This window comes from Pseudomonas sp. PAMC 25886, from assembly GCF_000242655.1.
In the GTDB taxonomy this organism is placed as follows: domain Bacteria; phylum Pseudomonadota; class Gammaproteobacteria; order Pseudomonadales; family Pseudomonadaceae; genus Aquipseudomonas.
On sequence record NZ_AHHC01000062.1, the window covers coordinates 61,820 to 78,740 of the forward strand.

The 16,921-nt window shown below is 61.8% G+C and carries 16 protein-coding genes and 1 tRNA gene; 3 read left to right on the forward strand and 14 right to left on the reverse strand.

Features of this window, described 5'->3' with window-relative positions:
* Positions 1–82 precede the first annotated feature (82 nt).
* Positions 83–1,210 carry an alpha/beta hydrolase gene (locus MUM_RS0120910; RefSeq protein ID WP_010173683.1) on the reverse strand — a complete coding sequence of 376 codons (1,128 nt, stop codon included), beginning with the start codon at positions 1,208–1,210 and terminating at the stop codon, positions 83–85.
* A gap of 164 nt (positions 1,211–1,374) precedes the next feature.
* Here MUM_RS0120910 and MUM_RS0120920 point away from each other — a divergent pair, with 164 nt between their 5' ends.
* On the forward strand, positions 1,375–2,214 hold the full coding sequence (locus MUM_RS0120920; RefSeq protein ID WP_010173685.1) for an EcsC family protein: 840 nt from the start codon (positions 1,375–1,377) through the stop codon (positions 2,212–2,214).
* Positions 2,215–2,282: 68 nt separating this feature from the next.
* Here MUM_RS0120920 and MUM_RS0120925 read toward each other — a convergent pair.
* The 5 genes from MUM_RS0120925 to MUM_RS0120945 all read right to left on the reverse strand — a co-directional run bounded on the left by MUM_RS0120925 (position 2,283) and on the right by MUM_RS0120945 (position 6,013).
* A tRNA-Gly gene (locus tag MUM_RS0120925) sits at positions 2,283–2,358 on the reverse strand.
* A gap of 63 nt (positions 2,359–2,421) precedes the next feature.
* Positions 2,422–2,982 (reverse strand): CDP-diacylglycerol--glycerol-3-phosphate 3-phosphatidyltransferase, encoded by a 561-nt coding sequence (gene pgsA / locus MUM_RS0120930; protein ID WP_003208929.1) that lies wholly within the window; start codon positions 2,980–2,982, stop codon positions 2,422–2,424.
* A gap of 32 nt (positions 2,983–3,014) precedes the next feature.
* Entirely contained in the window at positions 3,015–4,853 is a 1,839-nt protein-coding gene (gene uvrC / locus MUM_RS0120935; RefSeq protein ID WP_029616035.1) for an excinuclease ABC subunit UvrC, read from the reverse strand.
* Position 4,854: 1 nt separating this feature from the next.
* Complete coding sequence (gene gacA, locus MUM_RS0120940; protein WP_008436066.1) at positions 4,855–5,496, reverse strand: response regulator transcription factor GacA; 642 nt, start codon at positions 5,494–5,496, stop codon at positions 4,855–4,857.
* A gap of 151 nt (positions 5,497–5,647) precedes the next feature.
* A complete protein-coding gene (locus tag MUM_RS0120945) occupies positions 5,648–6,013 on the reverse strand; it encodes a helix-turn-helix domain-containing protein (RefSeq protein WP_010173689.1) in 366 nt (121 codons plus the stop codon).
* Positions 6,014–6,094: 81 nt separating this feature from the next.
* On the opposite strand from MUM_RS0120945, the gene MUM_RS0120950 reads away from it, so the two are divergent.
* The gene (locus tag MUM_RS0120950) at positions 6,095–6,337 is read left to right on the forward strand and encodes a DNA-binding protein (protein WP_010173691.1); all 243 of its coding nucleotides are present in this window, start codon (positions 6,095–6,097) and stop codon (positions 6,335–6,337) included.
* A gap of 64 nt (positions 6,338–6,401) precedes the next feature.
* Here the strand turns inward: MUM_RS0120950 and MUM_RS0120955 are convergent, their stop codons facing one another.
* Both MUM_RS0120955 and MUM_RS0120960 read right to left on the reverse strand, forming a co-directional pair.
* Positions 6,402–6,836 (reverse strand): GNAT family N-acetyltransferase, encoded by a 435-nt coding sequence (locus tag MUM_RS0120955; protein ID WP_010173693.1) that lies wholly within the window; start codon positions 6,834–6,836, stop codon positions 6,402–6,404.
* Positions 6,837–6,849: 13 nt separating this feature from the next.
* Positions 6,850–7,602, reverse strand: coding sequence for a carbon-nitrogen hydrolase family protein (locus tag MUM_RS0120960; RefSeq protein ID WP_010173695.1), 753 nt, complete (start codon positions 7,600–7,602; stop codon positions 6,850–6,852).
* Positions 7,603–8,221: 619 nt separating this feature from the next.
* Between MUM_RS0120960 and MUM_RS0120965 the strand changes: the two genes are divergently transcribed.
* Positions 8,222–9,304, forward strand: a complete 1,083-nt coding sequence (locus MUM_RS0120965; protein WP_010173697.1) for a 3-deoxy-7-phosphoheptulonate synthase — start codon at positions 8,222–8,224, stop codon at positions 9,302–9,304.
* A 106-nt stretch (positions 9,305–9,410) separates the two neighbouring features.
* On the opposite strand, the gene MUM_RS0120970 is transcribed toward MUM_RS0120965, so the two are convergent.
* The 6 genes from MUM_RS0120970 to MUM_RS0120995 form a co-directional block, all read right to left on the reverse strand.
* Positions 9,411–10,121, reverse strand: coding sequence for an NAD(P)H-dependent oxidoreductase (locus tag MUM_RS0120970; RefSeq protein ID WP_010173699.1), 711 nt, complete (start codon positions 10,119–10,121; stop codon positions 9,411–9,413).
* Between the two features lie 9 nt (positions 10,122–10,130).
* Positions 10,131–11,750, reverse strand: coding sequence for an ABC transporter ATP-binding protein (locus tag MUM_RS0120975; RefSeq protein ID WP_010173701.1), 1,620 nt, complete (start codon positions 11,748–11,750; stop codon positions 10,131–10,133).
* 2 nt (positions 11,751–11,752) lie between these two features.
* On the reverse strand, positions 11,753–12,580 hold the full coding sequence (locus tag MUM_RS1000000133840) for an ABC transporter permease (RefSeq protein ID WP_010173703.1): 828 nt from the start codon (positions 12,578–12,580) through the stop codon (positions 11,753–11,755).
* A 3-nt stretch (positions 12,581–12,583) separates the two neighbouring features.
* On the reverse strand, positions 12,584–13,543 hold the full coding sequence (locus MUM_RS1000000133845) for an ABC transporter permease (protein WP_010173705.1): 960 nt from the start codon (positions 13,541–13,543) through the stop codon (positions 12,584–12,586).
* Between the two features lie 157 nt (positions 13,544–13,700).
* Positions 13,701–15,287 carry an ABC transporter substrate-binding protein gene (locus MUM_RS0120990; RefSeq protein WP_010173707.1) on the reverse strand — a complete coding sequence of 529 codons (1,587 nt, stop codon included), beginning with the start codon at positions 15,285–15,287 and terminating at the stop codon, positions 13,701–13,703.
* A 12-nt stretch (positions 15,288–15,299) separates the two neighbouring features.
* Positions 15,300–16,910: a 5-guanidino-2-oxopentanoate decarboxylase gene (locus MUM_RS0120995; protein ID WP_010173709.1), complete on the reverse strand. Its 1,611-nt coding sequence runs from the start codon at positions 16,908–16,910 to the stop codon at positions 15,300–15,302.
* Between the last annotated feature and the right edge of the window lie 11 nt (positions 16,911–16,921).

Sequence of the window (16,921 nt, forward strand, 5' to 3'; positions counted from 1 at the left end):
GGTGAACCACATAGTAGCGAATCCACTGCAGCCCGCGCGAGCCTGGCAGAAAAAGCAGTCGCCGCAAAACGCATGACCTGTGCTACTTCAACCGCCCCGCCTCACCCAGCCAGCCTGGCGCGCCGTTGTGCAACCACTCTGTGGCCGCGGGATTGTGTTTGATGCGGCTGTCCAGAAACGCCACGCCAATGGCCTGGATCGCAGCCACTTGCTTGGGGTCTGGCGCCGGCTCGCCTGCCATCGGGCTACCGCCGCCGGGCCTGGAACCATGCTTGTGCCCTCGGCCTTTGGGGGCATCACCGGAGGCATCAGCGCCCTTGTCAGCCTTTTTTGCCGGCCGGCTGAACAGCTCGCTACCCGACAAGGTCTTGTGGGTCGCACTGTTCAACTCCAACTGGACACTGCCGGCCGCCGTCACCGACTCCCCCAACACTTCTCGCTGACGATAAGAACTGACCCAGTTGAACGGGTCTTCATCCTGCTGCCCGGTCATCGACAGCACGGGCGCCGATATCCGGGCGAACCGGTCCGGCCGGGCATCGGCGTCCACATAAGGGCTGAGCAGCAACAGCGCCTTGGGCTGAATCGCGACGCCCGACGTAGCGCCAGGCTCCAGCGCGCCGGCGAGTGCTTCAGCGGTCTGCGTGCCTAAATCAAAGCCGGCCACCACCACCTGGTTCCAGTCGATGGCAGCCAGCTGCGGGTCACCTTTGGCGGCCCGTGCCCGAACCTCGGCCAGGACTTTCTGCAACGTAGACAGCCTGTCCCGCAAGGAGGCGGCGGAGTAATGACCGCTCGCCATCCCGCGAAAATCACCATACAACGCCTGCTGCGAGGCGAACACCGACGGGTCATGGGCGTGCCCCTGAACCGACAGCACCCCATAGCCGGCCTGTGCCCACGCCTTGCGCCACGCCACCCCGCCCGAGGCCGACTCACCCAAACCGGGCAAGTAAATAATCAGCGGCAAGCGCTCATGGGTCACCGGCGCCAGCCACGCAACCTCCACCGCTTGCTGGTCGAACTGCCAGGTTGCGCCCCAGCCAGCGGTTTCGTAGCGGGACGGTTGATACGCGGTGCTCAGCTCTTTGTTGACCCGCTCGCTGAATGCGGCTCGCGGGTTTGGCGGGTCGCCCGCGCAACCCGCGATCAATCCCAGGCTACCCACCAGGGCGCCCACAGCCAGCCAGTACCGAGGTTGAAGGTTCATTCGATGCACACCGTCGTTCAGATCAAGATGACTGGCAGCCTAACCGAGCCGCTGGCGAAGAAAGCACTCGCTCAGGTAAAGAATGGGTAAAGCGTGACGGCACGATGGCCCTCCTCGCGGGTCTTTGTTTTTATGAGAGCCAGAAAAACTTCAAGGAGACGCCCGTGAGCATCAAAGACCACCCCGAGGACTACCAGGATCTCAAGCGGGCCGTCGGCTTGCTGGAGTCCCCCTCCCTGACGGCCAGGCTGTCCGGCATGATCGGCTCCCCCATCGAAAGTGCGGTAAAGGCATTGCCCGCCGTGGTTTCAAAAAGGATCAACGGCGCTGTGGCAGCGGCACTGCAATCCTCCGCTGACGCAGCGCTGTGGAGCCTGGAGAACAACCCGAAAAAGTCCGCCTCGACCCGCTGGCACAAGGTTTATGCGGCAACCTCGGGTGCCATTGGCGGAGCCTTCGGTGTTGCGGCGTTGTTTATCGAGCTGCCGATCTCCACCACCATCATGATGCGCTCGGTGGCCGACGTAGCGCGCAGCGAGGGATTTGACCTGGCAGACTTTGCCACCAAGCAGGCGTGTATCGAAGTGTTTGCCATGGGCGGCGCCAGCCAGGCCGACGATGCCACCGAGACGGGCTACTACATCACCCGCAGTTTCACCACCCAGGCCATGCAACAGCTGTCGAAGGAACTCGCGGGGATCGCCGCCAAGCAGGGCTCAAAGGCCATCGGCAGCCTGTCGCCTGGGCAAGCCGGAAAATGGCTGGCGATCCTGATCGACAAAGTCGCGACACGTTTCGGCTTTACCATCTCCAGCAAGTTCGCGGCGCAGGCCGTTCCCGTGATGGGCGCCTTTACCGGGGCGACGATCAATGCCCTGTTCACCCATTTCTATCAGGACATGGCGCGGGGGCACTTCATCGTCAAACGGCTTGAAGATAAATATGGTTTTGAGCAGATCAAGGAAGCGTACATGGCCATCAAGGCGGTGCCTCGGGTCAGCTAGAGACCGGGCCACTGGAATAAAAAAAGGCAAAAAAAAGCGCCACTCAATGAGTGGCGCTTTTTAATATTTGGAGCGGGAAACGAGACTCGAACTCGCGACCCCGACCTTGGCAAGGTCGTGCTCTACCAACTGAGCTATTCCCGCGTCTTGGTGATGCGCATTCTATAGAATCCTCATCACCCGTCAACCCCTTGATTCAAAAAAGTTTTATTTCTTTTCAACCTCGGTGCGCAGATGCGGCCAGGCGGCGCGCAAATATTGCAGCATGGACCACAAGGTCAGGCCCGCGGCAATCAGCAGCAAGGCGTAGCCCAGCAATACCCAGAAGGAGAAGTCCGACGGATTCGCCAGCAGGATCACCAGGGCGAGCATCTGCGCCGCGGTTTTCCATTTGCCCATGTTGGACACGGCCACATGGGCACGGGCGCCGATTTCGGCCATCCATTCCCGCAGGGCCGAGACGACGATCTCACGACCGATGATCACGGCCGCCGGCAAGGTCAGCCAGAGGTTGCCGTGTTCCTGCACCAGCAGCACCAGGGCTACCGCTACCATCAGTTTGTCGGCCACCGGGTCGAGGAACGCGCCAAACGGCGTGCTCTGTTCCAGGCGGCGGGCCAGGTAGCCGTCCAGCCAGTCGGTGGCAGCCGCGAAGGCGAAGACCGAACTGGATGCCATGTAGCTCCATTCGTACGGCAGGTAAAACAGCAAAATGAAAATCGGAATGAGCAGGACGCGTAGTACGGTGATCAGATTAGGGATATTCATCGGCACAACTGGCTACGAGGTGAGAAGGCATTCTACTCGCTGTGCAGATTTGCATAAATCAACTCTGCGAGCTTTTTACTGATACCGGGAGCTTTGGCTATTTCTTCGATGCTGGCACGGGACAGCTCCTGCAAGCCACCAAAATGTTTTAACAGGTCACGCCGCCGTGTCGGCCCGACCCCTGCGACCCCTTCCAGGGTTGAGGTGCGCCGGGTTTTGCCACGTCGGGCACGGTGGCCGGTGATGGCGAAACGGTGGGCTTCGTCGCGGATCTGCTGGATCAGGTGCAGTGCCGGAGAGTCGCCCTTCAAGGTGAACTCATGGGCCGCATCATTCAAGTACAAGGTTTCGAAACCAGCCTTGCGGGTCGCACCTTTGGCCACGCCGAGCAGGATCAGGTCGGGGACGGCCAGTTCGTTGAGCACGTCGCGGGCCATGGACAGCTGGCCCTTGCCGCCGTCCACCAGCAGGATGTCCGGCAGCTTGCCCTCGCCGTCCTTCAGTTTGCTGAAGCGGCGGGTCAGGGCCTGGTGCATCGCAGCATAGTCATCGCCCGGGGTGACGCCTTCGATGTTGTAACGGCGATAATCGGACTTGATCGGCCCTTCCGGCCCGAACACCACGCAGGAGGCCACAGTGGCCTCGCCGCTGGAGTGGCTGATGTCGTAGCACTCCAGGCGTTGGGGCGGTTCGTCGAGCTTGAGCACTTCGGCCAAGGCATCAAACCGTGCAGCGACGTGCTGGCGGTTGGCCAGGCGTGCGCCCAGGGCCTGTTCGGCGTTGGTCACGGCCAGTTGCTGCCAGCGGGCACGGGTGCCGCGCACGCGGTGGCTGATGTCCAGCTCGCGGCCTCGCAGTTCGTGAATCGCCTCGATCAGCGCGGGGAAGTCCTCGTGCACCACGTTGACGATCAACTCGCTCGGCAGGTCGCGCTCGGGGCTGCTGACGTAATACTGGCCCAGGAACGCCGCCATGACTTCGGCGACCTCCTCTTCTATACCGGTCTGGGGGAAGAAGTTCTTGCTGCCCAGCACCCGCCCGCCCCGCACGCTGATCAGGTGCACACAGGCGCCGCCCGGGTTGACGAAGGCGGCGATGACATCGACGTCGCCGGTGCCGCCTTCCATGCTCTGCTGGTCCTGGACGCGGCGCAGCAGGGAAATCTGGTCACGCAGTTCTGCGGCACGCTCGAAATCCAGGGTGCTGGCCGCTTGCTCCATGGCGCCGGACAATTCATCGGCCAGGGCATTGCTGCGGCCTTCAAGAAACATCACCGAGTGACGCACGTCCTCGGCGTATTCCGCCGGCTCAACCAGGCCCACGCACGGCGCCTTGCAGCGTTTGATCTGGTATTGCAGGCACGGGCGGTTGCGGTTCTTGTAGAAACTGTCTTCGCACTGGCGCACGAAAAATGCCTTTTGCAGCAGGCTCAGGCTCTCGCGGATGGCGCCGGCGCTGGGGTACGGCCCGAAATATTTGCCCTTCTGCTTCTTGGCACCGCGATGGATGCTCAGGCGCGGAAAGTCGCCGTCCGAGAGAAACACGTACGGGTAGGACTTATCGTCACGCAGCAGGATGTTGTAGGGCGGCCGCCATTCCTTGATCAGCGTCTGCTCAAGCAACAGCGCCTCGGTTTCATTGGCGGTGATGGTGGTTTCGACCTGGGCGATACGCGCCACCAGCGCCGCAGTCTTCGGCGCCAGGCCCGTCTTGCGGAAGTAACTCGCCAGGCGGCTCTTCAGGTTCTTGGCTTTACCGACGTAGAGCAGGCGCGCTTCGCTGTCGAACATGCGATACACGCCGGGGCGGCCACTGCAGGTTGCAAGAAACGCACTCGGATCGAACAGGAATTTTATTTCAGGGGCTGTCATTTCAGGCGCTGGCGTCAACCATGCCGTGGCGTACCGCCAGCAGGGTCAGTTCAACATCACTGCTGATGGAAAGCTTTTCGAAAATCCGGTAACGGTAGGTGTTCACGGTTTTCGGCGACAGGCACAGCTTGTCGGAGATCGACTGGACTTTTTGGCAGCCGACAATCATCAAGGCGATCTGGATTTCCCGCTCCGACAGCGCATCGAACGGCGAGTCGCTGGTGGGCTGGAACGACTTGATCGCCAACTGCTGGGCAATCTGCGGGCTGATGTAGCGTTGGCCGGCAAACACCAGGCGAATGGCCTGGACCATTTCCGCCAGGCCCGCACCTTTTGTCAGATAGCCGGCAGCGCCCGCTTGTAGAAGCCGTGTAGGAAACGGATCTTCTTCACACACGGTGACTACCACGACTTTGATATCCGGATGGCTGCGCAACAACTTCGTAGTGGCGCCAAGACCGCCGATCCCGGGCATCTTGACGTCCATCAAAACCACATCGGGCTTCAACTCCCGAGCCTTGATCAGGGATTCCTCCCCTGACTCGGCCTGGCCGACTACTTGCAGGCCATCGATGTCAGCCAGCATTCGTGTAATGCCTGTACGAACGAGATCATGGTCATCGACTACTAGCACCCTAATCAAGCAGACACCTCGCGATATGGTCTTATAGGTTGCTGAACACCTTAGCAAAAAACCAAGGCGCAGACCTAGCTGCAAGCGTCATATATATAGAGTTTCAATGCACAACAGACCGTCGCCGAACGGCTCGCGGCTTGATTTCCTGGGTAAAAGGTCAGGAATCCTGGGCCGAGGACCTGTTTTTTCCGTTGCTCAAGGCTGAATGCTCGGCCAACGTAGAGGTCAAGCGATGGATTGCGTCCTGGTCTTCCTTGAACATCGCCCGGTAGTTACCCAGCACTTTCTCTTCAACCTGGCTGAGGTTTTCAAGTTGGGTTGGCGTCGGCGTGCCGGTTAACACGTACAGGATATCGACACCTTTTTCTGCCACGCGAGACAGGTAATCTGCCTTGGGCGCGCGGCCGCCATTTTCATATTTACCCTGTGCGTTCGCCTCTACACCTCCTATTTCACCAAAACTTTTCTGCGACAGGCCGAGTCGCTCTCTTTCTTGCCTTAACCGGGAACCGATTCCACTCATTTGGATGTATGATCCTATTTGGCACACCCCAAGAGGTGACACACTCATCTCGTTTTACACAAACTTGAACGGTTTTGAACTATGCCCGGTATTCGCACTGCTGCACAAGCCAAGGCCTGGCTGGAACATCAAGGTAAGTCTGTTCAAGCGTTCGCCCGGGAACATGGCGTAGACCCGGCAACCACTTATCAAGTGCTCGCTGGGCGCAAAAAGGGACGGCGTGGAGAAGCCCACAAGGTGGCGGTCCTGTTGGGCATGAAGGACGGCATCATTATTCCAGGTGATGATGAAATCGTGAGGCAGGCGCAGGAAGTCACGTCCTGAAGTCAGTATGCGCTTATTAAAACCAAGTGCCTGTTTTCCTGAAATCGGACAAATCCGCACCTGATCACGGGCGGCAATCGCGCTCCATGCGCCAGAAGCAATCCTCTGCACCCACGATTTCCAGGCCCTTGCGCTGATAGAGCTTTCGCGCCGGATTGGTCTTGAAAACGGTCAACCGTAAAAGACCCAGCCCCTCGGCGCGCGCCTTATACACCATCTGCTCGATGACCCAGCCGCCCGCCCCTTGATGACGAAACGCCTCAAGGACGTGCAATTCGCGGATATACAGCGCCTTTGGGTCACGACTGACACTGATAAAACCCAGCACCTCGTTATCGCGACAGATCAGCCAATTCTCCCGACCGGCCCAGGCGGTATCAAACCCGGCATCAGACCACGACAAATCGTATTGGCGATAATAGTTGCCCATGGCCTGATGGGTCAGGGTTCGGGCGAAGGCCAGGTGTTGGCTGGTCGCTGCCTGCAGTTGAAACGCCATGGGCCTGCGCTCCCTAAATCACCACCTGTTCCCCGTGCCACTGGCCGGCGGTGTTGCGACGTGCGATCACCAACACATCGCCTACACCCGGGCTGGCTGCGATCAAACCGCCATCTGCGCCCCAGATTGCGCTGCGCCCGGCGCACGTCCAGCCACCGGATGGGCCGCCGTGATTGGCCATCAGTACCACCATCCCGTGCTCGGCCGCGTAGCCCTGAAGCAAGGCAGTATCCGGAGCGTAGCCGCCTTCGCTGATCAGCACACCGGCGGCGTAGATATTCGCCCCCGCCTCGGCAGCCTGCCGGGGATGGCTGGCGTGGGAGAAATCTGCGCATACCGCCAGGGCGATCCGGTCGCCACCCCATTCAAGCGCCGCACCGCCCTGCCCCGCGGTAAACGCTACTTCTTCGCCAGGGTGCAGATGCTGCTTGGTGTACACCGCCAGCGAGCCGTCCTGGCCCAGCACCAGCGCGCCGATCAACACCTCACTCACCGCCCCTTGGCGAATCGGCATGCCCACCACGGCGGTGATGCGCAGCTCACGCGCCATCTCCCGCAGCGGCGCCAGCACTTCATCGTGCGGCGCAATCGCCAGCCCGGCGGCCAACGTAGGTTCATAGCCGGTCAGGGACAGCTCCGGAAACACCAGCAATTGCACACCGTGCGCCGCTGCGATGCGCATGAATGCCAGGTGATGCGCGATGTTGGCGGGCAAGTCGCCCGCAATGGAAACGGTTTGGGCAGCAGCAATCGTCAAGGCAGTCATGGTCGCATCCAGGCAATCATCGTGAAGTCCGTGCAGCATATCGACACTTGGGTCATAGCCGTAAGTACCCAACCTCGATAGAAATTACTGATTGAATCCGCCCACTCGCCTCAGTTAAGCTCCACCCATCATTTGGAGACACACCATGTTGCAACTCACCCACACTCAGGTTTGCCCTGCTGCCAGCGCCCAGCGCTCGGTCGTGGCTGCCCGTGTGAGCGGTTTGAGCGCACTGGTCAGCTTTTATTTTGGGTATTGGTTTAGCCACTGGCGCGCCTGATACCTGAAATCGGCGCCCACTACTCAAGGGGTCGCCTACCAGAGAAATCTAAACCCCCGGTCGGCTCCCCGACCGGGGGTTTTGTTTTTTCAGCCCTTATTATTTTTGCCACACACCGAACACTTAAAGGACTCACGACATGAACTACGCCACTTATTACCGCTACGACACCTCCACCGCCTGGCGATTTAGCAAGCTCCGTTCGGGACAGCCTGCCGCCTCCGATCGGTCACCTATTGGTGGCAAGCCAACACACGTAGCCAATACGGCCAATTGTCGAACACCCCAGTAGGGCCGAGCGTGCGGGAACAGCCCGCCGCTTGCCCAGGAAGCCAGAATATGAACTCTTCGATCGCCGCTCTGCCTGTTTCTACCCTGTCCTGCGCCAATGAAACGCTGACCCAGCGTTTGCCCAGTTCTCTGGAGCTCAAGCACCAACTGCCCCTGAGCCCGTTCCTTAACGAACAAATCCACGCCCATCGCCAAGCCGTGCGCGCCATCCTTAAGGGCGAAGATTCACGCCTGCTGGTGATCGTCGGCCCGTGCTCGATCCACGACCCGGAATCGGCCATGGAATACGCCCGCAACCTGAAAAAACTGGCCCATGAAGTCAGTGACCAGATGCTGCTGGTGATCCGCGCCTACGTCGAAAAACCCCGCACCACCATCGGTTGGAAAGGCCTGGCCTACGACCCGCGCCTGGATGGCAGCGACGACATGGCCGCCGGCCTGACCCTGTCCCGGGAACTGATGCGTGAAATGCTGCGCCTGGGCTTGCCGGTCGCCACCGAGTTGCTGCAACCGATGGCTGCCGGCTACTTCGATGACCTGCTGAGCTGGGTCGCCATTGGCGCACGCACCACCGAATCGCAGATCCACCGCGAAATGGCCAGCGGCCTGGGCATGCCGGTGGGCTTCAAGAACGGCACCGACGGCGGCGTCGCCATCGCCTGTGACGCCATGCGCTCCGCCGCTCACCCGCACCGCCACTTCGGTGTCGACAGCCAGGGCCATCCGGCGATCATTCAGACCCCGGGCAACCCCGACACTCACCTGGTGTTGCGCGGCGGCCACCGTGGGCCGAACTACGATCGCCAGAGCGTGGCCCAGGTTCACGCCGACCTGGCCAAGAGCAAAGTCGCACCACGGATCATGGTCGACTGCAGCCACGCCAACAGCGGCAAAGATCCGCTGCGCCAACCGGCGGTGTTCAACGACGTGCTGGAGCAACGCTTGCAGGGCGACACCTCGCTGATCGGCATGATGATCGAAAGCCACCTGTTCGAAGGCTGCCAACCGTTGAGCCCGTCAATGAAATACGGCGTGTCGATCACCGACGGCTGCCTGGGCTGGGACGGCACCGAGCAGTTGCTGCGCAGTGCTGCCGAGCGGTTGCGGGCACACAATCCCGGCGGACAATGAAGATCAAATGTGGGAGCTGGCTTGCCTGCGATAGCGGTGTATCAGTTACCTAATAGGCTGACTGATGCACCGCTATCGCGGGCAAGCCCGCTCCCACACTGGATATTCACTGAGTTGAGGGCAGTGGATACAGCGCCTCATCAAACTGCTCCAATTTGGGAAACACCAACGGCTGGTCATCCGCCAGCCCTTCCAGTCGCCGCTGGTAGCTGTGCAGGAATTCCTGCCGGGCCTCGGCGCTGATATACGGCACATGCCACGCCACAAACGGCTCCAGCACCTCAAACCCGACGTACGCCAGCGTGCCACGCAGAATCGGTCGAAGCATGTCCTCCAAAGGCCCATGAATCGCACCCTCGCCAAACATATGCTCGCGCCCGCCGAGGGTGACCGTGACCAGCGCTTTCTTGCCGGCGAGCCCACCCTGGTCATAAAACCGCTTGCCGCCGTAGCACACGCCCGACACCAGCACCCGGTCAATCCAGCCCTTGAGCATGGCCGGCGCCGAGAACCAGAAGATCGGGAAGTTGAGGATCAGCAGATCGGCCCACAGCAGCTTGTCCAACTCTTGCTGAATATCCGCCGCGATGGACTGGCTTTTCACCCCCAGTCGCTGCTCCAGCGCATACACCAGGTACTCGGGATTCTCCCGCGAGGTGAAGTCCGAGGCACTGGCCACCGGGTTCCAGTTCATCGCGTACAAATCGCTGACCTGCACCTCATGCCCCTGCGCCTGCAGGGTGGAAATCGCCTGGTCACGCAAGGCCGCGGTAAACGACTGCGGCTCGGGATGGGCATGCACAATCAACACCTTCATAAAAACTCCTCAAGAAGTAAGCGCGGCCCGTTCGGCCAGCAAATGGTCGAGCCAGTCGGGGTCCATTTCCGGCTCCGATGAAAACAGCAGGCCGGTGTAGTCCTGATACGGTGGGGTGAAGATCGCGCTGCGGCTGCCCTGGTCCACCACCCTTCCCCGCTGCATCACCACCACTTCGTCGGCGATGGCGCGCACGGTCGCCACGTCATGGGTGATAAACAGGTAGGCCACGCCCAACTGCTGCTGGATCCGGTTGAGCAACTTCAGCACACCTTCGGCCACCAGTTGATCAAGGGCGGAGGTCACTTCATCGCAGATGATCAGTTGCGGGTCGGCCGCCAGGGCGCGGGCAATGCAAATCCGCTGCTTCTGGCCCCCGGACAATTCACGTGGCTGACGCTCCATGAACGTGGCCGGGTCCAGCTCGATCATCTCCAGCAATTCAGCGACCCGGGCGCGCATGGCCTTGCCCTTGAGGCCAAGGTAGAAGGTCAGTGGCCGGCCGATGATGTCGACGATGCGTTGGCGCGGGTTCAGCGCGGTGTCCGGGATCTGGTAGATCATCTGGATCCGCCGTAACTGCTCCTTGCTGCGCCGGCGAAAGTCCGCTGGCAACGCTTCACCGTCATACAACACCTGCCCGGCGGTGGCTGGCAGCAGCCCGGTGATCAGCCGGGCCGTGGAGCTTTTGCCGCTGCCGGACTCACCGATCACCGCCAGCGTCTGACCGCGATACAGGCTCATCGACACGTCGTGCAGCACCGGCTGATGCCCGTAGCTGGCGCATACTTCGCGCACCTCCAGCAAAGGCACCTGCTGCTCGGGGCAGGCCTTGGGCTCGGTGCGAAAGCTGCGCACCGCCCAAAGGGATTTGGTGTAGTCCTGCTGCGGCGCGCTGAGCATGGTGCGGGTCTCGGCCTCCTCCACCAGCTTGCCGTGGCGCAGCACCATGATGCGGTCGGCCATCTGCGCAACCACCGCCAGGTCATGGCTGATATACAACGCGGCGCTGCCGAAGGTTTTCACCGCATCGCGGATCGCCGCCAGCACTTCGATCTGGGTAGTGACGTCGAGGGCCGTGGTGGGTTCGTCGAAGATGATCAGGTCGGGGTGACAGGCCATCGCCATGGCGGTCATCACCCGTTGCAGTTGCCCACCGGACACCTGATGGGGATACCGCTGGCCGATGGTTTCCGGATTGGGCAGGCGCAGCACGCGGTACAACTCCACCGCCTCACGCTCGGCCTCGGCACGACTGATGCCACCGTTGATCACGGCGGTTTCCACATGCTGGTCGATCAGCCGGTGGGCCGGGTTGAACGACGCGGCAGCACTTTGCGCAACGTAGGCAATGCGCAGCCCCCGCAACTTGCGCAAGGCTTCAGGCTTAGCCTGCAACAGTTGAATGCCGTCAAAGCACACCGAGCCGCCGGTGATGCGGCAACCATCCCGGGCAAAGCCCATGGCCGCCAGGCCCAAGGTTGATTTACCCGCGCCGGATTCACCAATCAATCCCAGCACCTCGCCCCGCTGCAAGGTCAGGTCGATGCCCTTGATCAGCGGATGCCAGGCCTCTTCATAATGCCCTTCGATCTGCAGGTTGCGGATTTCCAGCAATGGCTTGTCCATCCTCAACACTCCTTCAGGCCGCTGGATTTGTGCAGCATCCAGTCGACGACAAAATTCACGCTGACGGTGATCAACGCCACCGCCAGCGCCGGCAGCAACGGGCTGATGTCGCCGAAGGTAATCAGCACCGCGTTGTCGCGGACCATGCTGCCCCAGTCAGCGGTAGGCGGTTGAATCCCCAGGCCGAGAAACGACAACGCGCTGATAAACAAAAACACGAAGCAAAAGCGCAGGCCGAACTCGGCAATCAATGGCGCGGCGGCGTTGGGCAGCACTTCGCGGGTGACCAGCCACCACAGCCCTTCCCCGCGCAAACGCGCGGCTTCGACGAAGTCCTGCACCACCACGGTCATCGCCACGGCCCGGGACAGGCGAAACACCCGGGTCGAGTCCAGCAGTGCAATTACCAACACCAGGGAGGTGGCGTTGGTGCCGACCACGCTGAGAATCAGCAAGGCGAAAATCAGTTGCGGGATCGCCATCAGGATGTCCACCACCCGCGACAATCCCTGGTCGACCCAGCCACCCTTGATTGCCGCCACCAGGCCGCTCAAGCCACCCAGCAAAAACGCCAGCACCGTCGTCAGGAAGGCGATGCCCAGGGTGTTGCGCGCGCCATACACCAGGCGGCTGAACATATCCCGCCCGAGGTTATCGGTGCCCAGCAAAAACTGGCCGCTCCAGGGCGCAAACCCTTCGCCCACCACCTGGGTTTCGCCATAGGGTGCGAGCACCGGTGCAAACAGCGCCACCAGCACGTACAGCACAATGATCAGCAGGCCGAACTTCGCGCTCAATGGCGCCCGGGCCAGTTGTGTGAGAAGGCTCATGGTCTACCCCTTGGGATGCATCAGGCGTGGGTTGGTGGCGATGGACAGCACATCGGCGCCGGTGTTGAGCAGGATGTAGGTGGCGGCGAAGATCAGGCTGCACGCCTGCACCACCGGGATATCGCGCTTGGACACCGAGTCCACCAGCAACTGCCCGAGCCCCGGATACACAAACACCACTTCGACCACCACCACGCCCACCACCAGATACGCCAGGTTGAGGGCAATCACGTTGACAATCGGCGCCAGCGCATTGGGCAGCGCGTGGCGCCAGATAATCCGCGACTGGCTGATGCCCTTGAGCCGGGCCATTTCGATATACGGGCTGGCCAGCAGGTTGATCAGCGAGGCGCGGGTCATGCGCATCATCTGCGCGATCACCACCAGGCTCAGGGTGGCAACCGGCAGCACCGAGCGTTCGAGAATGGTGCCAAATGACGCGTCCGGCGCCAGGTTGGACAGGCTGGGAAACCAGCCGAGCTTGACCGAAAACACCAGGATCAGCAGATAGGCGACAAAGAACTCGGGGAACGACACCGCACTCAGGGCCGAGGTGTTGAGCAGTCGGTCGAACCAGCTGTTGCGGTACAGCGCAGCCAGCATCCCCAGCACCAGCGCCAAAGGCACCGAGACCAGCGCGGCCAGTGCCGCCAGGCGCAAGGTGTTGCCCAACCGTGCGCCGATCAGCTCGGCGATGGGCCGCTGGTTGGCCAGGGAGGCGCCGAGGTCACCGTGCAGCAGGCGCAACAGCCATTGCACGAACCGGCTCAGGGGCGGCAGGTCCAGGCCCAGTTGGGCGCGAAAGGCCGCCACGGTTTCCGGCGTGGCGGACTGGCCGAGCATGGCCTGGGCGATATCACCGGGAAGCATGCCCACGGCCAGGAAGATGATCACCGACACGGCGAACAAAGACAGGAGGCCGAGGGCCAGGCGTTGGAGCACCAGTTTGAATAGGCTGTTCATCGTGCAGTTCCTTGAATCGGGCACGCTTGTGTAGGAGCTGGCTTGCCGGCGATGGCGTCGCCTGGATATTCCCGAGACACCGAGGTGCCTGCATCGCTGGCAAGCCAGCTCCTACTGTTGATCTTCATTGCCTGAGCCATAGCGCCCGGCACAAGAATCACGCCTGCCACCACCGCTCGATCAGCCGCAACCCATCCAGTTCCCCATATGGTGCCGTCAGCGGTCCATGGCTGACGCGGTTCGAGCGTGCCGCCACCGAGCTGGCAAACAGCGGCACAATCGCCCCGCCATCGTCGCGGCACAGGCTCTGCATTTCGTTGTACATCTCCTGGCGCACCGGCGCGTTCATCTCGCCCCGTGCGGCATTGAGCAACTGGTTGAAGCGGGCGTTATCCCAATGGGTTTCGTTCCACGCCGCGCCCTTGGCGTAGCCGATGCTGAACATACGGTCGGCGGTCAGGCTGCTGTACCAGAACGAGGTGGTGAACGGCTGCTTCATCCAGACGTTGGAGAAGAACCCGTCCGCGGGCTCGCGCACCACGTCGATATCAATCCCGGCCTGGCGTGCCTGTTCCTTGAACAGCACCGAGGCGTCCACCGCGCCGGTGTAGGCGGCGTCCGAGGCTTGCAGGCGCACCTTGAGCGACTCCACACCGGCCTTGCGCAGGTAGAAGCGCGACTTGTCCGGGTCGTAGGTGCGCTGCTCCAGCGCGGCGTTGATAAAACGGCTGCCGGGCTGGATCGGATGGTCATTGCCCACCAGGCCATAGCCATGCAGCACCGAGGCCAGCAGGGTTTCGCGGTTGATCGCGTGCTTCATCGCCATGCGAATGTCGTTGTTCTTGAACTCGTTGCTGTCGCACAACATCGGGAAGGTGTAGTGCTGGGCGCCCTTGGTTTCTTCAATGACCAGCGTGGGGTTGCGCTTGAGCAGGGCCACGGTTTTCAGGTCGACCTTGTTGATCACATCCACTTGACCGGTGACCAGCGCATTGACCCGCGCCGCGCCGTCGGCAATAGCGATCAACTCGGCGCTGGCGAAATGTGCGCGGCCCTGTTTCCAGTAATCGGGGTTGCGCTCCAGATCCATGCGCACGCCGGGTTCGAAGCTTTTCAGGCGATAACCGCTGGTGCCGACCCCGGCCTGCCAGTCGGCGACGCCGTCCTTGGCGGGCATGATCACCAGGTGATAATCGGCAACCACGTAGGCGAAATCGGCGTTGCCCGAGTGCAGTTCGAACACCACTGCATCGGTGCCCTTGGCGCTGACACTGGCCACATCGCCGATCACCGTTTTGGCGGCCGAGGTGGAATTGGCTGCCAGGTGGTGGTTGATCGAGGCCACCACGTCCTCGGCGGTCAGGCTTTTGCCGTTGTGGAAGGTCACGCCCTGGCGCAGTTTGAAGGTCCAGATGCGCGCGTCGGGCGTCGACTCGAAACTTTCGGCCAGTTCGGGGATGGCGCTGCCGTCCACGGCAATTTCAGTGAGGGTGTTGTACACCGCCGAAAAGCCGACGAAGGTGAAGGTGTCGACCCAGGACCCGGGGTCGCGGGAGTCGGTGGTGCTGCCGCCGGCCAGCCCCATGCGCAGCACGCCACCCGGCTTGGGCACGGCCTCTTCGGCAAAGGCCGGCAGCGGCAGGCCCATGGAAAACGCGGCGGCCACGGCACCGGCGACGGCGCTGTGTTTGAGGAAATCCCGTCGGTGCATCGCTTGAGTCATTTTGTTGTTGTTTTCGCTCATGGTGTTGCTCCTCTAAAGGTTCACACAGGCATGCTTCAACTCGATCAAGGTCACGCCGTTGCGCTTGAAACCGTTACGCAAATCCGTCTGCAGCTCATCCAGGTTCTGTGGCTCGCTGACCGTGCAACCGAACGCCCGCGCCAGGGCGGCAAAGTCCGGGTTGCGCGGCAGTACGCCGATGGGTTCGATGTCCAGGTTCAGCATGTCGTCGCGAATTTGCCCCAGGGCGTCGTTGTTCCACAGCAACACCACCAGCGGGCTGTCCAGTTCTTCCACGGCCGTGGCGAGTTCCTGGGCGGTGTAGAGAAAACCGCCATCGCCCACCAGCACCAGGCCAGGCCGTTCAGGCGCGCCGAACTTGGCGCCGATACCGGCCGGCAGGCCATAGCCCAGGGTGCCGTAGCCAGTGGGGTGCAACCAGCTACGGGTGGCGTTGCTGGGGAAGGCGTAATTGCCGGTGTAGGCCAGTTGGGTCATGTCACTGCTGATGAAGGCATTGGCCGGCAACTCGGCGGCCACGCGGTCGAGAATGGCCTGGTGAATGCGCTGCAACGGGCCATGCCCGCTGCTGACCGCCTGGCGTAATGCCGCGACCGCTTTGGTGGCTGAATCGGCGTTGCGCGGCGCGGCTGGCAGGCGTTCCAGCAAGGCCTGCGCGGTGTATTGGGCGTCACCGTGCAAGGCCACGGCGCAGGGATAGAAATCGTTGAACTTGCGCGGGTCGATATCCACTCGCAGCAACTCGCCATTCAGCGGCAGGCGTTCGCGCCAGAAGTCGGTATCGGCCATTTCGGTACCGATGGCCAACACCACATCCGCCTCGGCGATCAACTGCCAGCCGAGCTCCACACACAGGGTAGAACCGGCATTCAGCGGATGCTCCACCGGCAGCAACCCCTTGCCGGCCACACTGCTGAAAAACGGCGCGGCCAATTGCGTGCTCAAACGCTGCAAGGCTTGCGCGGCCAACAACGCACCACCACCGCCGATGATCATCGGGCGCTTGGCCGCCGCCAGTTTCGCCACGGCCTGATCGAGGCTTTCAGCCGATGGCAAACCGCGCCCGGGACGGCGCACCACTTCATTGCTCCAGTCCCGTTTGATCGGCGCCGACAGAACATCCAGCGGCACCGAAATATGCACCGGCCGTGGCCGTTCACTGTCGAACACGGCATAGGCGCGCGCGATCAACTCCGGCAAATCCTCGGCACTCAACGCCACCGCCGAAAACGCGGTGATGGGCGCGGTCATCGCCCGCTGGTCCTGGGTTTCATGCAGGCAACCCCAGCCCTTGCCGAGGCTGGCGGTGTGGTTGACGCTGGAAATCACCAGCAGCGGAATCGAGTCGGCATACGCCTGGCCGATGGCCGTCGCCGCATTGGTCACCCCCGGCCCGGTGATGATGAAACACACCCCCGGCTTGCCGCTGACCCGCGCATAACCGTCAGCCATGAAGCCGGCGCCCTGCTCATGGCGCGTCAGAACGTGACGGATGCCGCTGCCGGGCAAACCGCGATACAACTCCAGCGTATGCACGCCCGGAATCCCGAACACGGTGTCGACGCCATAGTTGGCCAGCAATCGCACCAGGGCCTGGCCGCCCGTCAAGGTTTTGCTTTGCATCGTCATCTCCT

Bases quoted from the DNA above. Each gene is read 5' to 3' on its own strand.
- MUM_RS0120910 (WP_010173683.1), bottom strand. From the start codon at position 1,210: ATGAACCTTCAACCTCGGTACTGGCTGGCTGTGGGCGCCCTGGTGGGT.
- pgsA (WP_003208929.1), bottom strand. From the start codon at position 2,982: ATGAATATCCCTAATCTGATCACCGTACTACGCGTCCTGCTCATTCCG.
- uvrC (WP_029616035.1), bottom strand. From the start codon at position 4,853: ATGACAGCCCCTGAAATAAAATTCCTGTTCGATCCGAGTGCGTTTCTT.
- MUM_RS0120945 (WP_010173689.1), bottom strand. From the start codon at position 6,013: ATGAGTGGAATCGGTTCCCGGTTAAGGCAAGAAAGAGAGCGACTCGGC.
- MUM_RS0120950 (WP_010173691.1), top strand. From the start codon at position 6,095: ATGCCCGGTATTCGCACTGCTGCACAAGCCAAGGCCTGGCTGGAACAT.
- MUM_RS0120955 (WP_010173693.1), bottom strand. From the start codon at position 6,836: ATGGCGTTTCAACTGCAGGCAGCGACCAGCCAACACCTGGCCTTCGCC.
- MUM_RS0120960 (WP_010173695.1), bottom strand. From the start codon at position 7,602: ATGACTGCCTTGACGATTGCTGCTGCCCAAACCGTTTCCATTGCGGGC.
- MUM_RS0120965 (WP_010173697.1), top strand. From the start codon at position 8,222: ATGAACTCTTCGATCGCCGCTCTGCCTGTTTCTACCCTGTCCTGCGCC.
- MUM_RS0120970 (WP_010173699.1), bottom strand. From the start codon at position 10,121: ATGAAGGTGTTGATTGTGCATGCCCATCCCGAGCCGCAGTCGTTTACC.
- MUM_RS0120975 (WP_010173701.1), bottom strand. From the start codon at position 11,750: ATGGACAAGCCATTGCTGGAAATCCGCAACCTGCAGATCGAAGGGCAT.
- MUM_RS1000000133840 (WP_010173703.1), bottom strand. From the start codon at position 12,580: ATGAGCCTTCTCACACAACTGGCCCGGGCGCCATTGAGCGCGAAGTTC.
- MUM_RS1000000133845 (WP_010173705.1), bottom strand. From the start codon at position 13,543: ATGAACAGCCTATTCAAACTGGTGCTCCAACGCCTGGCCCTCGGCCTC.
- MUM_RS0120990 (WP_010173707.1), bottom strand. From the start codon at position 15,287: ATGAGCGAAAACAACAACAAAATGACTCAAGCGATGCACCGACGGGAT.
- MUM_RS0120995 (WP_010173709.1), bottom strand. From the start codon at position 16,910: ATGCAAAGCAAAACCTTGACGGGCGGCCAGGCCCTGGTGCGATTGCTG.